This window comes from Sphingobacterium sp. JUb20 (assembly GCF_004342035.1).
Classification (GTDB): domain Bacteria; phylum Bacteroidota; class Bacteroidia; order Sphingobacteriales; family Sphingobacteriaceae; genus Sphingobacterium; species Sphingobacterium anhuiense.
In genome coordinates, this window is record NZ_SLYV01000011.1 from 1 (window position 1) to 14,618 (window position 14,618).

General features: G+C 31.8%; 12 protein-coding genes and 1 pseudogene. All 13 read right to left on the minus strand.

Going from position 1 to position 14,618, the window contains the following annotated elements:
- Positions 1-175 precede the first annotated feature (175 nt).
- Positions 176-428: pseudogene (locus tag EDF66_RS18270) on the minus strand (transposase); the annotation flags it as partial.
- Between the two features lie 259 nt (positions 429-687).
- Positions 688-1,131: a WxcM-like domain-containing protein gene (locus tag EDF66_RS18275; protein ID WP_132844133.1), complete on the minus strand. Its 444-nt coding sequence runs from the start codon at positions 1,129-1,131 to the stop codon at positions 688-690.
- Positions 1,121-2,077, minus strand: coding sequence for an MraY family glycosyltransferase (locus tag EDF66_RS18280; protein ID WP_132844135.1), 957 nt, complete (start codon positions 2,075-2,077; stop codon positions 1,121-1,123). Before EDF66_RS18280 ends, EDF66_RS18275 begins: the two co-directional genes overlap by 11 nt.
- A 112-nt stretch (positions 2,078-2,189) precedes the next feature.
- Positions 2,190-4,577 carry a GumC family protein gene (locus EDF66_RS18285; RefSeq protein WP_132844137.1) on the minus strand — a complete coding sequence of 796 codons (2,388 nt, stop codon included), beginning with the start codon at positions 4,575-4,577 and terminating at the stop codon, positions 2,190-2,192.
- Between the two features lie 5 nt (positions 4,578-4,582).
- On the minus strand, positions 4,583-5,365 hold the full coding sequence (locus tag EDF66_RS18290) for a polysaccharide biosynthesis/export family protein (protein ID WP_132844138.1): 783 nt from the start codon (positions 5,363-5,365) through the stop codon (positions 4,583-4,585).
- A 187-nt stretch (positions 5,366-5,552) separates the two neighbouring features.
- Positions 5,553-6,461 (minus strand): NAD-dependent epimerase/dehydratase family protein, encoded by a 909-nt coding sequence (locus EDF66_RS18295; RefSeq protein ID WP_132844140.1) that lies wholly within the window; start codon positions 6,459-6,461, stop codon positions 5,553-5,555.
- Positions 6,462-6,480: 19 nt separating this feature from the next.
- Positions 6,481-7,680 (minus strand): glycosyltransferase family 4 protein, encoded by a 1,200-nt coding sequence (locus tag EDF66_RS18300; protein WP_132844142.1) that lies wholly within the window; start codon positions 7,678-7,680, stop codon positions 6,481-6,483.
- A 3-nt stretch (positions 7,681-7,683) separates the two neighbouring features.
- Positions 7,684-8,550, minus strand: coding sequence for a sugar nucleotide-binding protein (locus tag EDF66_RS18305; RefSeq protein ID WP_132844144.1), 867 nt, complete (start codon positions 8,548-8,550; stop codon positions 7,684-7,686).
- The gene (gene wecB, locus EDF66_RS18310) at positions 8,547-9,665 is read right to left on the minus strand and encodes a non-hydrolyzing UDP-N-acetylglucosamine 2-epimerase (protein ID WP_132844146.1); all 1,119 of its coding nucleotides are present in this window, start codon (positions 9,663-9,665) and stop codon (positions 8,547-8,549) included. The genes EDF66_RS18305 and wecB overlap by 4 nt, the downstream gene beginning before the upstream one ends.
- Before the next feature lie 19 nt (positions 9,666-9,684).
- Positions 9,685-10,677, minus strand: a complete 993-nt coding sequence (locus tag EDF66_RS18315; protein ID WP_132844148.1) for a polysaccharide biosynthesis protein — start codon at positions 10,675-10,677, stop codon at positions 9,685-9,687.
- Positions 10,678-10,686: 9 nt separating this feature from the next.
- Complete coding sequence (locus EDF66_RS18320) at positions 10,687-11,841, minus strand: glycosyltransferase (RefSeq protein ID WP_132844150.1); 1,155 nt, start codon at positions 11,839-11,841, stop codon at positions 10,687-10,689.
- The gene (locus EDF66_RS18325) at positions 11,841-12,716 is read right to left on the minus strand and encodes a hypothetical protein (protein WP_132844151.1); all 876 of its coding nucleotides are present in this window, start codon (positions 12,714-12,716) and stop codon (positions 11,841-11,843) included. Before EDF66_RS18325 ends, EDF66_RS18320 begins: the two co-directional genes overlap by 1 nt.
- An 80-nt stretch (positions 12,717-12,796) precedes the next feature.
- A complete protein-coding gene (locus EDF66_RS18330) occupies positions 12,797-14,617 on the minus strand; it encodes a hypothetical protein (protein ID WP_132844153.1) in 1,821 nt (606 codons plus the stop codon).
- Position 14,618: the final 1 nt, after the last annotated feature.

Genomic DNA, 14,618 nt, shown 5'->3' on the forward strand with positions numbered 1-14,618 from the left:
GGAGGACAGATCATCTAATGCTGCCATCACGGCACTGTCGTCTTTCTTGCTAACATAGTAATATTGTGAACGGCACATACCTGTCAATTTACAGGATCCCGCGACACTCAAACCGTGATCTAGGACAATTTCCTGAGTTAACTGTTTTTGTTGCCGGAGCCCCAACCTTTTTTTGTGATGACTTCTTTTAGGATATCATGGTTCATACTCAGCTCGGCAAACATCTTTTTCAGGCGTGCATTTTCTTCTTCAAGTTCCTTCAGGCGCTTGACATCAGATGCTTCCATGCCACCGTAACGGCTTTTCCAGTTATAAAAGGTGGCTTTGCTAATCTCAAGCTCCCGGCAGATATCATCCGTCTTTCTACCTTCTTCTCCCTCTTTGAGAGCTCTTACAATCTGGGTTTCTGTAAAACGTGTCTTTTTCATCTTATTACTTAAATCTAAACATTTATGTCCAGTTTTAAGCTGTTTGATTTTTTGGGACACTTACAATCGAGAGGAGCATTCTCGTATGTGGGCGAACTTCAAACATTAATTAAAACAAGTATAGTAAGAAGTATTATTCTTACTATACTTGTTTTAAAATCATAGGAATTATCAAATATTCATAGCTAAAAATCTGATGGTTAATAGATGAATAGGTTAAAATCTTCCTCATTTCTTAACGATCTAACATCTTTACTAATTAACCTTTCCTAACAATAAAATAATCCAAAGGCCATGTATAATCATCCAATGGAGCATGCTCTATTCCATGATCGGCAAATACCAATAACTCACTTTCGGGTTGTAACGCACGAAAAGCTGTGCCATAACCTTTAGGAACATGTAAAACTTGCATGCTAATAGAGTCTAATTTTATTCTCTCAATAGTAAGATCATTTGCTGGTTTGTCCCAGTTATCAATTTGAATTATATCAACCTCAAAAGCACCTGCCAAAACATAAAACCAACGTTGTTCAATACGATGTGCCCTCCAACCACGCACTAATTCAACATCAGCATTTTTAATGATATAAAAGCGCTTCACGAGTGACATATCAAAATCGTTGACAAAACGAATCTGTCCACGCAGATCCTTTGCTATACCACCATTTATCATTTGTATAGCTGATGTATTATTTGACATATTTTTTTATAATATAGGTTTTTAAAATTAGATAAATTACACTCAACCCAACAAGTAAACTCACGGCAAATATAATTTGAGTCGTTAGATCCTGATTTGAGAATTGAATAATTAATAATCCAATTAATAACTGAATAAATCCATAACAAAAGGAAATTGCCAATTTATTCACCTTTGCTTCGTTACCCAAGAATTGATACAGGTGCGAACGATGAGCTTCGAAAATATTTTCTTTTTTCATTAAGCGCCGAACTATTGTCCAGACTGCGTCAATACCGTATACCGATAAAAATAATATATAGATAATATTGCCTGTTTTAATTATCAAAGCACCCAATGCAAAAAGTAAAACAAAAGCAATAGCTACCGCTCCTACGTCTCCAGCAAAACATTTGGCTTTGTTTCGAAAATTAAAAAAAGCAAAAACAAGTACGCCCATTAAAGTGTAAGTCAGCAGATCTTGTTCAATAAAATTTAGTTTATCGTTAACGATCATCAACAACGCACCAACTGCCAAGCTATAGCAGGCAGTTATGCCATTGATGCCATCCATAAAATTATATGCATTGATAACACCAACTACTATAATAAAAGTAATTATAAGGTAATACCATGGCATATTAAAGAGATCAAGCTGATAGGTCATTAAGAGCACAGAGCTAAAGTGAATCAGAAGCCTGATTTTGTTCGAAAGTGTAAATACATCATCCAAAAATGATACAGCAGTCATCAAAGTTAGACCGAGAAAAAACCAGGGATATTGGAAGCCCGAAAGCATAAAAAAGATGAGCGCACCAAAATAAAAGATGATACCACCGCCGCGCAAGGTTACTGTACTATGCGAAGAACGTTCATTGGGTTTATCAATAATATTGAAATGATCAGCAACTTTGAAATAAAAAATTTCGAGTAAAATTAAGACAATAAGGACGATTAAATAGTTCATTGTAATGGGCATATGTTTATATCAGCTGCATATAGTAGGTTCGATGACAGATTCTCCAAAAAAATTGGCGCAATTCTGTAAAGAAATGCGCCAATTGCAATTAAATTACGAATTATTTCTTTTTAAACTTATTCCGTAAATCATACCAAAATTTAGTTAAACCAGTTTTTTTGCCCCCCTTATCTCCATAACCATAACCATAACCATAGCCATAACCATAACCACGAGCAAAATCCACATCATTGACAACTGCAGCTAAATTTTTCAATTTACCTTCCACATAAAGTTCACGCGGTACCTGCAATAAACGCTTATCTAGATAATTAACACGTGAAACATATAATGTTAAATCAGCATTGTGGGCGATCAATAAAGTATCCGTTACCAAACTAACAGGAGCTGTATCCACTAAAATATAGTCATAATGATCTCGAGTATATTTGATCACATCATCAAAATGTCCATTCATCAAAAGTTCTGCAGGATTAGGAGCAATATAACCTGAATAAACGACATCAAAATCATAGTTTCCAGGTTTCTTGATAATGATATTGTCAACATCCATCTCAGGATTAATCAAAAATTGTGTAATACCAACATTAGTATGTTGTAAATGTGATAGACCAAGGTAATCCAAAACTTTAGGACTACGAATATCTGCACCAATTAATAACACACGTTGACCTGACATAGATAAAATCTGTGCCAAATTAGTCGTTACAAATGATTTTCCTTCACCGGATATTGTTGAAGTAACAAACACAACTTTAGATTGATCCTTTTTATCTGCCCCAAACATAAAGTTCATGTTAGTCCGCAAAATACGGAAGGCCTCGGCGAGTGAAGAACGGTCGTTCTGATGAATAACAGTATCTTCTGAACTCGGTATCTCGCCCAGTACAGGTACTTTAACAATATCTTCAATATCCTTACGTGAATGAATTTTATTATCTAATAAAAACTTTAAATAAAGAATAGCAAGAGGAAGTAATAATCCAATAATCAATGCACCTAACAGGACAATTTTTCCTCTCGGAGCAACTGGTACGCCATTACTATACGCTCCATCAATAATCTTAAGAATATCCGGTGTTGCCGCTGCTTTTACCTCAGATTCTTCTCGTTTTTGCAATAATAAAAGATAAAGGGACTCGACGATTTGTTGCTGTCTTGAAATCTTCTTAAATCCTTGCTCTTGATTAGGAATTGAATTGATTCTACCTTTAATCTCGTTTGATTTGCGTTCTATACTGTTAAGGGCTAGTTTTGTAACTTGCTGATAGTTTTCTAATGAACGTCGAATATTATTTCTATTCTCATCTATATTTTCATTCAAGGAAATCACAGCCGGATTACTATTTGAAGCTGATTTTAATAAATCATCGCGCTCCATTACCAATTTATTATATTCCGCAATAGCAGTACCAATAGATGCATCTTGTAGGCCAATATTAGAAGGTAATAATTTCCCCATCTTTTCGCCTTTCAAGTAGTCATTCATATGATCCACTAATTGCAATTGCGTCTGATATTCTAAGACTTTTTTATCATTCTCCGAAGCATTTTTTAAAAATGCATCAGCCTCAGCAGACATATCCACCATAGAATTTGCCGATTTAAAGTCAGCCACTTGTTCATCAGCACCCGAGAGATCTTTGGAAATTAACATTAAGCGTTTATTGATAAAGTCAGATGTCGCTCGTGTCATCCGTAATTTATCATTCGTCAAATCATTATTATAGATCTCAATCAACGTATTTAAAATCAATTTCGCCTTTTTGCTCAAAGTTGAAACCATTGCAAAATTGACAATATAAGATTGCATCTCCTTAGATGGTGAAATACTGATGGATCCTAAAGCCGCATCGACGGCCCAATCCTTGGGAATAACAGTAATTTGATAATCGCTATCTTTATCACTTTTAACACCTGTATTTCTCCTAAAAACAACAACATTATTTCCTAATTTCACCTGCTGATCAAAACCGACCATTACCTTCACTCCTGAACGGACATTTGTTAGTTGCAGTTGATTCTCTCCCTTAATTTGCACTTTCATATGCATCTTAATTGTATCCTGATTACCTAGTGGTTGTAGGATAAAAGGCATATCATCTTCTAAGACCTCTGCAGAACGAATATTCCCTTTTACAGAATAGATTACATTCAAATGATGCTGTTCTACGACTTTCCGCATTAATCGACGAGAAGTCAAGACCTCTATTTGATCTGGAACAAAAGCCGATCGAGCTCCACCAAAGCCTATGCTGCTGGTTAATTCAGAAATTCCTGCTAATTCACCTGCAGAACCACTACGTTCATCCTTTAATAAAATTTTAGCTGTAGTGCTATACGTTTTCTGCGCATATCTCAAATATACAAATGCTATCCCTAGTGAAACGATTACGGCAAGCACAAACCATTTCCAATAAAAAGCATATTGCTCAAACAGCTGTCTCAGATTGATTTCTTCTTCTTGATTTTCTTTACGTTGTTCCATGTTTTTTAGCGTGTCAATACGGATATTACGGTGATTATTAAGCCTGCGATTGAAATGATGATATTTGTATTGGCCCCTAATTTAGAGTTATTAATTTGTGCTTTATTTGGCTCGACATAAATAACATCATTTTGAGCCAGATAATAGTAAGGTGAATTTAATGTCTCTTGTTTCGTCAAATCTAACCGATGTATTGTCTTCTGCCCGTCAACCTCACGAATCAAGGTGACGTTTTCACGTATACCACGTATAGTTAAATCACCAGCCATACCTAAAGCTTCTAATACCGTTACACGTTCAGTAGGCATAATAAAAGATCCTGGTCTAGCAACTTCACCAAGTACAGACACTCTAAAATTATTAAAGTTCATGTTCACACCCGGATCTTTAATATACTGACTCAATTCTGTACGAATTTTCTCAATAGCTTCTAATCGTGTCAAACCTGCGATTTGAACTTTCCCTAACATCGGTAATGTAATCGCTCCTTCCTCATTTACGGTATAGGTTGGTCGAAGCGCCATATCTACACCCTGAGACATATTGGTGGTTGTCATCGTACTTAAGGGATTGAAAGGTGCTGTTACCTTCGGATCTGCAGCTGTAACGACAACGGTTAGGATATCATTTTTCTGAATTTTAGGAACATATTGTTCATAAATTGTGTTAATTCTAGTAGAATCGGGTTGAAAATACACCATACTCTTCCGAGATCCACAAGAACTAAAAAACATCAAGAAAACGACAAGTATTCCTAATGTCAAACCATACTTTGATATTAATCGCATGCTATATATAAATTATGAGATAGATTTAATTTGAGAGCAAAAATATGTTAATTTACCCAAATTCTTTGTATTAATTGTCATTTAAAAATAGATAAATCAAATTTGTGTCATTATTACAAATTTAATGCCTAAAAAATCAGCTTGAATTATAACGATATATGAACAACTTAAAAAAAACTGTTTTTTACTAATTACGATTTTTAAAAGATTTGATTGTTTTTTCTAAGCCTTCCTCTACAGTAAAAGGTAATTTTTCAATTCCTAACGCCATCTTAATTTTAGTATTTGATACAATATAAGATTCTGTAAGTTTTTTCAATCTTTCGGAATTCAAAGGCAATGGCAAAATATCACCTAATTTAACAATTAACTTGATAAATGAAGTTGGAATATTCCAAAGTTTAGCTCTCTTTCCTAAAACTTTAGAGATTAAAATAACCAATTGATTAGTTGACAAAACTTCATCATCAGCAAAATTATAAACTCCAGAAGTAACAAATTTGTTACTGATTATTGTATCAACTAAGAATGAAAGATTATCTATACACAGAAAAGAGCGTTCATTATGAAAGGAAGCTAATGGCCAGGGTATACCTTTCTCAACAATTTTATATAGCAGATTGAGATTACCCTTATTACCTGGTCCATGTATCATACATGGTCTTATAATAAACAATCTTTTATTATTTGGTAATATCTGCTTCAACAAATACTCCTCTGCTTCTAATTTTGATTTGCCATAAGGTGTCTGAGGATTACCGACTACGTTTTCATCCAAAACACCATCCACAATATCTGCGACAGCTTTCACCGAAGAAAAATAAAAAAAGTCACGAACATTAGATTTAAGAAATATAGTAAATAATTCAATTGTTAAATCACGATTAATTGAAAAATATGCATCATCCTCTAAAGTATTGGAAGTATCATGCGCTTTTCCTGCTAGGTGAACTAAAGCTGTTACATTACCATCTATAAGATTTTTCCAATTAGAATTTCTTAACGAAAGATCTTTTATTTCAATATTTTTAAGTAAAAAAAATTCTTTTAAATTTTGCCCCACAAATCCTGAAGCACCGGTAATCTGAATTTTCATATTATATATTTAAGTAAATCTAATTTCTTAACAAAAGCTCTATCCTATCTAAAACAATTTCACGTTTGAACTCCTTTTCAAAATATTCCAGTCCATTACTTCCTAACTGTTGTCTTTCTTCGTGTGAAAGTTGAAATAATTTTATCACGTTATTAGCCAATTCATTTTTATCCTCGGCTGCGCTGGTAAAACCGGCATTTGCTTCTCTGATGATCTTAGCTCCTTCTCCATCTATACTAGCTAATACTGGCTTGCCACATGCTAAATAAGATTGAATTTTAGATGGAATGGTTAATGAAAATATATATTCATTTTTTAAGGAAACATATAAAGCATCAGCGTAAGAAAAAAAATCAGCCATTTCAGTTGGTGGATATTTCCCAAGGAAATGTATAAATTCATTTAATTTCAATTCTTTAATTTTAGCTTCCAAAGTAGATCTATACCTTCCATCACCAATAATAATCCAATGAACTATTAAACCTTTATCTAAAATAATTTTAGCAGCCTCAACAAACGTATCCAAACTTTGAGCTTCGCCAATATTTCCTGCAAAAAATATTTTAAAGCCTTGAGGAAGTATTCGATCATATTTGGATGAAGATTTAGGATAATAAAAATCTTCGGTCGTATTAGGAAGATATTTTATTTTACTTTTAGAAATTCCTTGATCAATTATGTATTTTTCAAACATACGAGATTGAATCAAAACATATGATGACTCTCGGTAAATTTTTCTTGTCAAAGAGTTAAAGAAATTAAGTATATATTTATTTTTAACTCCACCAGCAGCAGTAAGTGAAGCAGGCCAAAGATCTTGTACCCAAAATGCCATTGGAGCCTTTTTTAAATATTTTGCAGCAATTGCAGGAATACCAACAGTAATAGGTGAAGGCTCAAATACTAAAATACTGTCGATATCTTCTTTGATACGAAAAGCTGTAATAATACCTCCAATAGCAAATGAAATATAATTCAAAAACAAACGACTTCCTCTCCCACTCCCTCGTGAAATCATTCTTGAACGATATACTTTAATATCATTCCAATATTCAATTCTGGGTTTTTTCTCGTATCCTTCATAAAATTGACCTTGAGGGTAATTTGGCAATCCAGTTAAAACAACGATTTCGTGACCGCGCTCTTTTAATCCGAGAGCTATATCATTAATTCGAAAATTTTCAGGCCAAAAATATTGGGATACTATCAGTATACGCATTTTTTAAATTATATAGTGTTTATAAAGATGCTTATGCGTTGAGATCCAACTCAATTGATCTTCTAACATGATTTTGTAATCAGGTACGTTATAAGAAAAATCGGTTCTAATGCTCTTTAGGCTCTTATCGACCACATAATTATCAGACCCTTCAATATGTATCATATTATTTCTATAGATACTGTTAAATAATAGTAATAAGTTATACTTGTCAATTTTACTGGCAGGCGATACTTGAATCAATCCGGTCAGATTTTCAACAATGGCTTTTTCTATTACTTTCGCTAACTCAAGTGTAGTAATCCCAGACCAAAATGCTTTTGTATAGCCTTTAATATTCTCTGTTAATGGCCTCGTAATAAACCAATGGAAAAGCCCAATACCTGTCGAGTTAATTTCAGGTCCTATAATCGACGTTCTTATCGTAAGATCTTTATTGTTTTCAACTTCTCCAAGCGCTTTCGATTGGGCATAAAAACCAATGCCATCTCTAAAATCATTTTCCGTGTAATCACCTTTCTTACCAGAAAATACACAATCAGTACTAATGTGGATAAGACGAGTTTTCGATTGCTTTGTAATTTTTTCTAATAAATGAGGAAAATAACTATTGAACCAGATTGCCTTTTCAGGATTCTCTTCGGCATCTTTGTTTAAAATTCCAATACAATTAATTACATAATCAAACTGATACTTTTCTAAAAGGCTTTCCATATTGCTAACATCACTAACATCTATATCAAAAATTCTATCTGAATTTTGTATATTTCTTGCTACACCAAAAGTATCAAAACGAGAAGATTCAGTGTAGTAATTGAATAGCATATGTCCAGCCATTCCCTTAATTCCAATTATCAAAATCTTTATCATTTGTTCCAAATTACTTTATTCACAATTGATGTATATCCCATTATAACTTTTACAATCCTATCTGACGTATTACTTACTTCATATTCAAAAGGAAGTTGTACATTTAAATCAAATAGTCCTTTCGCAATATCTATTGCATTTAACATTTGAACACTTTCAATTCCTCCCAAAACTATAGTTCCTGCATCAATAGCTTCTGGTCTTTCTGTACTTGTTCTGATGCTGACTGCTGGAAAGCCCATCATTGCTGACTCTTCGCTAATTGTTCCACTATCTGAAAGAACTACAAATGCTTTACTTTGTAATTTCACATAATCAAAAAATCCCAAAGGAACTACATTACTAACTAAAGGATGGAATGTAATATTGTTTTTAGCTATTCTATTTTTTGTTCTTGGATGAGTAGAAAATATTACTGGCACATTATATTTTTCTGCAACCAGATTTATGGAATTTACTAAAATCTCAAAATTGTTACCGAGATCAATATTTTCTTCACGATGGGCACTAACTACTATATAACCATCCTCGACTAAATTTAGTTTATTTAAAACCTCACTTTTATTGATTTGGAATTGGTATTTTTCTAATACCTCTTTTAATGGTGATCCTGTAACAAAAACATGATCTTTCCGAAAACCCTCACTTAATAAATATCTTCGACTATTTTCTGTGTACGTTAAATTAATATCTGAAATATGATCAGATATTTTTCTATTTATCTCCTCTGGAACATTTTGATCAAAACATCGATTACCAGCCTCCATGTGAAAGATGGGAATTTTAAGTCTTTTAGCAGCAATTGTGCTTAATACACTATTAGTATCACCCAAAACTAAAAGAGCATCTGGTAATTCCTTAGTTAAAAGTTCGTAGCTTTTTGCAATAACGTTACCAATTGTCTCACCTAAATGCTTCCCAGCAACGTTTAAAAAATAATCCGGTTTACGTAAACCTAAATCTTCAAAAAATATTTCATTCAATTCATAATCGTAATTCTGTCCTGTGTGTATCAAGACGTGATCAAAATATGTATCGAACTTTTTTATGCATTCGGCTAACCTTATAATCTCAGGACGAGTTCCAAGAATTGTAGCTACTTTAATTTTTTTCATTTTGACTTCCACTTGATATTTAAAATAAATCTAACTTCTTTAGTAATGATTTTACGCCTTCTACATTTTCCCTTTTTGTATTATGAGAATTATAATCTTCAATATTAGGTGTGATTTCTTTTCCTTCTGAAAAGTATTTCGCATAATTTAAGTCTCTATTGTCTGCAGGTATTCTATAAAAGTTACCCATATCTTCAGCTTTTAACATCTCTTCTCTAGTACAAAGAGTTTCGTAAAGTTTTTCACCGTGACGTGTACCAATAATTTTAATTTCGTTTGTTGCACCTTTTAATTCTAAAACTGCTTTTGCTAAATCTCCAATAGTGCCCGCAGGTGCTTTATTAACAAATAAATCACCCGGATTCCCATTTTCAAAAGCAAATAAAACAAGCTCAACTGCTTCTTCAAGCGACATTAAAAAACGTGTCATTTCAGGATCAGTAATTGTTAATGGTTCACCTTTTTCAATCTGACTCAAAAAAAGAGGTATAACTGATCCTCGAGAAGCCATCACATTGCCATATCGTGTTAAACACACGACAGTTTCAGTCAAATTACGTGCTTCAGCGACAGCAACTTTTTCCATCATTGCCTTAGAAATTCCCATAGCATTAATTGGATATGCGGCCTTATCTGTACTTAAACAGATTACTTTTTTCACACCATTTGATGATGCTGCGCGAATAACATTTTGAGTTCCCTCAACATTAGTCTTTACTGCTTGCATTGGAAAAAATTCACAGGAAGGAACTTGTTTTAATGCTGCCGCATGAAAAATATAATCTACTCCACGCGTAGCAGGTTCTACTGATGTATAGTCACGAACATCCCCGATGTAATATTTAATTTTGTCATTTCTATACAGATTCCTCATATCGTCTTGCTTTTTCTCATCACGTGAAAAAATACGAATTTCCTTAAAATGATCTGTCGTTAGAAAACGATTCAATACGGCTGTACCAAATGAGCCTGTTCCTCCTGTAATAAGGAGTATTTTGTTATTTATTTCCATCTTTGAAATTTAATCTTGAAATAAGCTTAAATATTTATTTTTTAATAGCTGATTATCTAAAAACTCTGAAGCATACTTGACTGCAGCTAATTGAAAATTATTGTAATCATCATGATTTAATTGTATACAATATTTTAATACATTTACAAAGGGTTCTTCTTCCAAAGTTAAATCCCAGCCGACCCCCTTATTTTCCAAATTTGTCCAAGGAGTTTTATTTGAAATAATTACAGGAACTCCTACAGATAAAGCATCAGCAATAGACTGTCCAAAATTTTCTCCTAAAGTAGGTAAGATATAAAAATCATAAAATGCTATAGTAGATAAAACATTTTCATAAGCAACTTCACCTTTATAGGATATACAAATAGAATTACTTTTACTATTTATAATTTGGATAATTTCTTCACATTTCTTAAAATAATCAATATCTTCTTTCGGTCCATAGATATCTAAGACTATTTCACCTTGAAAATTATTTCTCTCTAACAATTTGAGAATGAATATCAAATTCTTTATTTGAGCAACTCTTGCTAAATAGACTAGCCTTAAGCTATGTTGCTTTTTTAAATTGACCACCAAATCATAATTTACAACTTGTGGAGACATTCCTTCCGCTAATATAACCTTAGCATGATTTCCAAAAATATCAGTAATCATATTGTACTCTTCTTCAGTAGTAGCATGCCAACGAATATTTTTATATAAACCAAAAAATTTCGTAACATTTAAATAAAACCGCTTTTTTTTATTTTTTATTTTTAAAGCTCCAGGATTAAATTCTCCTCTTGGTGCTATAATTATTTCACTTCTTACTAACCCTAAATACTTCAGTAAAATGATTAATATGCTAAAGTTTAGATTAAAAAAACTATTTAGGTATACAACATCATGCTTTCTGCATTCTGATATAATAAGCTTAATAAAGTTTAAAGTGTTACCATGGCAATAATAAATCGAACTATGATTCATTTTTTGCCAAGTATTTAATTGAATGCTTGCATAGGGTTTAGTATCACCAAAATCTCTGTCGGAAGTTATAATGGAGAAATCAAGATTTGAAAATAACTTTGACACAATTGCTTGAATACTTCTAATTGGTCCTCCAAATTTAAAACCCGGAAGATAATGATTTATAAAAATTAAAGTTCTAATATTTTTCATTATTTCTTCTGAATAAATTTGACATAATCCTTCACCATTAGATTATATTTAGACTTGAAACTACTAATGTTTCTAGATTCGGATCTAACAACTTTATTTTTTTTGATATAAAAGTAAGTATCTTTACCCCACCATACGATTCCATTAATTCTGTTATTATTATTATTAATGGATCTAATTTCTTTTATCCGTTCAGAAAACATTTTTTTTGGAATAATTTCAAACCAATATTTTTTAGTTTGATTTTTTGTATCTCCTTGAAAACGATGCCAAACCATTGGATAAACTTCCTTATTAAATTTCTTACCTAATTCTAACGCAAATAACACATCACTTAATGAACCCAAGTCTTCAGGTGTATAACCATACATTGAAGGATAAAAAACATCACAAGCATCTAACAATACAGAAATACGCTCATGTGAATCAAGTTGTAAGGCTCTAGATTTAAATCTTCTTTCTCTGGCAGGAATTTCAAAGAAACCCCATTTCACATTGGGCCTTAATTTTTTTGCAAATTTAATTGTCTTAATAAACTGATTTTGAATATTTACAAAATCTTGAGTTCTACCCTTTGCATGAATTAGTTCATGATAACCTTTTCCCTCCCAATCCAACATCCCGTACCCTGATTGATCCGATCTTGGAAAAGCTAGTATAATAGCTTTTTCTAATTTACCCAAATCAACTTCAATTGGATTATTTGGGTAAATATCTGCACCATAAATAACTTTTAACTCACTAACATTCTTAGATTTCAAATCTTTAAATGTCTCAGTATTTAAATCATCCATTGCAATTAATAACTTGTTTTGCGAAAAAGCTATTTGCAATATATTTAATAAGATTACTAAAATAATAATGATATATTTCATTTTATAAATATTTGAATTTAACTATGTAAATTAAATATTTTTTGCATATCAATTTAAAATAGTTATAAAGAAGAGATCTTTTAAATAAATTTCTTAATGAAATTTTTCATTCGACTTGGCACATATGTTTTCCATAAGTTTCTAATAAAATTGCTATTTAGAGCTTTTTCCTTTACTGAGTTACTATTTTTAATTTTAAATGCGTCCTTGATATTTATAACATCATCAATAATTGATTTTAATTCTAAGGCCAAATCTCTATACTTAGATCTCTGATAATGCCTAACATTACCTGTAACATGATTTAAGTCATAAACATATTTTCGTACATCTAATAAATAACAATTTTGATTATTAGCAATAAAATCATCCAAAGCTTTATTCATCGAAATATGCCTATCCTTAGCCCCTACCTCCAATTCATTTGAATCCACTTCAGCACCATTTATAAAAACAATTGGAATTGATGGAGATATTCTATTTCTCAACTTTGATAAATTTCCAACGAAATCAGAGGGTGTTATTTTACCAATATGCACAAAATTCTCCCTAAAATTTGATAAAAAAGTTTTATCTAATCCCTTAGAATTCATTTTTCTAAACTGTTCTAATAAAATATCTTGATTAGATTCCTCACTCAAAAAATTATAATATCCTCCGTGTGGGAACAATAGTCCTGTTTCTTTGTTTAGATAAAGCTCCTGTGTATAGTCCATCAAAACACTATATATTAAAACATCATACTCTGAATTAAAAACCAGTGATTTAGAGCTCCCTTCATCTAAAAGTGGAATTTTTAATTTTGTATTTTCCTCTTCTTGAAGTAGCAAATATGTATGTTCATTATGAATAGAGACATTATCCTTTGTTACATAATTAGTCTCTTCAACGACATTAACTTTATCACCGTTAATATAAAACAACATCTGTGATAAATCACATCCCCCTTTAAAAAGGATTCTAATTGCATCGTTATTTTGTTCAAAATTTAAACTATTAGGTCTCAATTCCGATTCAGTTATCCAATTCGGACTTGAAATCGAATCAAGTTCTATAGCAACTGATGGAATAATATCTATCTCAGGAAAATTAAGCTTAGAGTAAATATATTGTTCAACACCCAAATTAAGTATCCTACATGAAAAAACAAAATGTTCAAGTCGATGAGATTTCTCCGAATAGGCGCAATATCCAACAATACCATAATCACCATATTTATCAGATACAGAAACTACAAATTGACTTAAAGAATCATCATTAACAAGCTTATCTACAGATGTTTGTGAAAACCTTTTTTTTGTAAAATTAAGTTGGTTTGTTCTTTCTATTAATTCATATATTCTATCTGAATAATATTCTAAGTCATAAATCAAAGTAACTTTTATTTCAGAGGCTAATAAAAAATCATCATTATTACTGAAATTAATAATATCCAAACTTTTTTCTTCTAATATTTTATACTGTTTTAATCTTGAATGTTCTGAATCATCTTTCCCTATAAATGAATCATGAGTCGGAATCAAATTAATAAAATCAGGTAATTCAATATTTAAGCCCGGATTATAAAAAACTGCTTCTTCCAAATTAGAATGATTATCATCTAAAAACAATACATTTGGAGCACGTAATTGCGCTTTCTCTAAAAGATCTTTTATAAGCTGCCCCTTTGGTAACCATGCAATTGAAGGAAAAATAAAATAATCCCAAATTCCCAATTTAATTAACTCATTTTTTACAAGGTTATAATCATTTTTAGAAACTATACTGTTCATAATTCCTTTATTTGTCAAGGCTTTAACCAGATCAATATTAAATTGAATTGGCTCGATACCTTCTTCAGAAAGCGTTCCTTTCCAAAAGGTTTCATCCAAATCCCATATGATTAACTTAATTTTTTCCATA

Bases quoted from the DNA above. Each gene is read 5' to 3' on its own strand.
- EDF66_RS18275 (WP_132844133.1), bottom strand. From the start codon at position 1,131: ATGTCAAATAATACATCAGCTATACAAATGATAAATGGTGGTATAGCA.
- EDF66_RS18280 (WP_132844135.1), bottom strand. From the start codon at position 2,077: ATGAACTATTTAATCGTCCTTATTGTCTTAATTTTACTCGAAATTTTT.
- EDF66_RS18285 (WP_132844137.1), bottom strand. From the start codon at position 4,577: ATGGAACAACGTAAAGAAAATCAAGAAGAAGAAATCAATCTGAGACAG.
- EDF66_RS18290 (WP_132844138.1), bottom strand. From the start codon at position 5,365: ATGCGATTAATATCAAAGTATGGTTTGACATTAGGAATACTTGTCGTT.
- EDF66_RS18295 (WP_132844140.1), bottom strand. From the start codon at position 6,461: ATGAAAATTCAGATTACCGGTGCTTCAGGATTTGTGGGGCAAAATTTA.
- EDF66_RS18300 (WP_132844142.1), bottom strand. From the start codon at position 7,680: ATGCGTATACTGATAGTATCCCAATATTTTTGGCCTGAAAATTTTCGA.
- EDF66_RS18305 (WP_132844144.1), bottom strand. From the start codon at position 8,550: ATGATAAAGATTTTGATAATTGGAATTAAGGGAATGGCTGGACATATG.
- wecB (WP_132844146.1), bottom strand. From the start codon at position 9,665: ATGAAAAAAATTAAAGTAGCTACAATTCTTGGAACTCGTCCTGAGATT.
- EDF66_RS18315 (WP_132844148.1), bottom strand. From the start codon at position 10,677: ATGGAAATAAATAACAAAATACTCCTTATTACAGGAGGAACAGGCTCA.
- EDF66_RS18320 (WP_132844150.1), bottom strand. From the start codon at position 11,841: ATGAAAAATATTAGAACTTTAATTTTTATAAATCATTATCTTCCGGGT.
- EDF66_RS18325 (WP_132844151.1), bottom strand. From the start codon at position 12,716: ATGAAATATATCATTATTATTTTAGTAATCTTATTAAATATATTGCAA.
- EDF66_RS18330 (WP_132844153.1), bottom strand. From the start codon at position 14,617: ATGGAAAAAATTAAGTTAATCATATGGGATTTGGATGAAACCTTTTGG.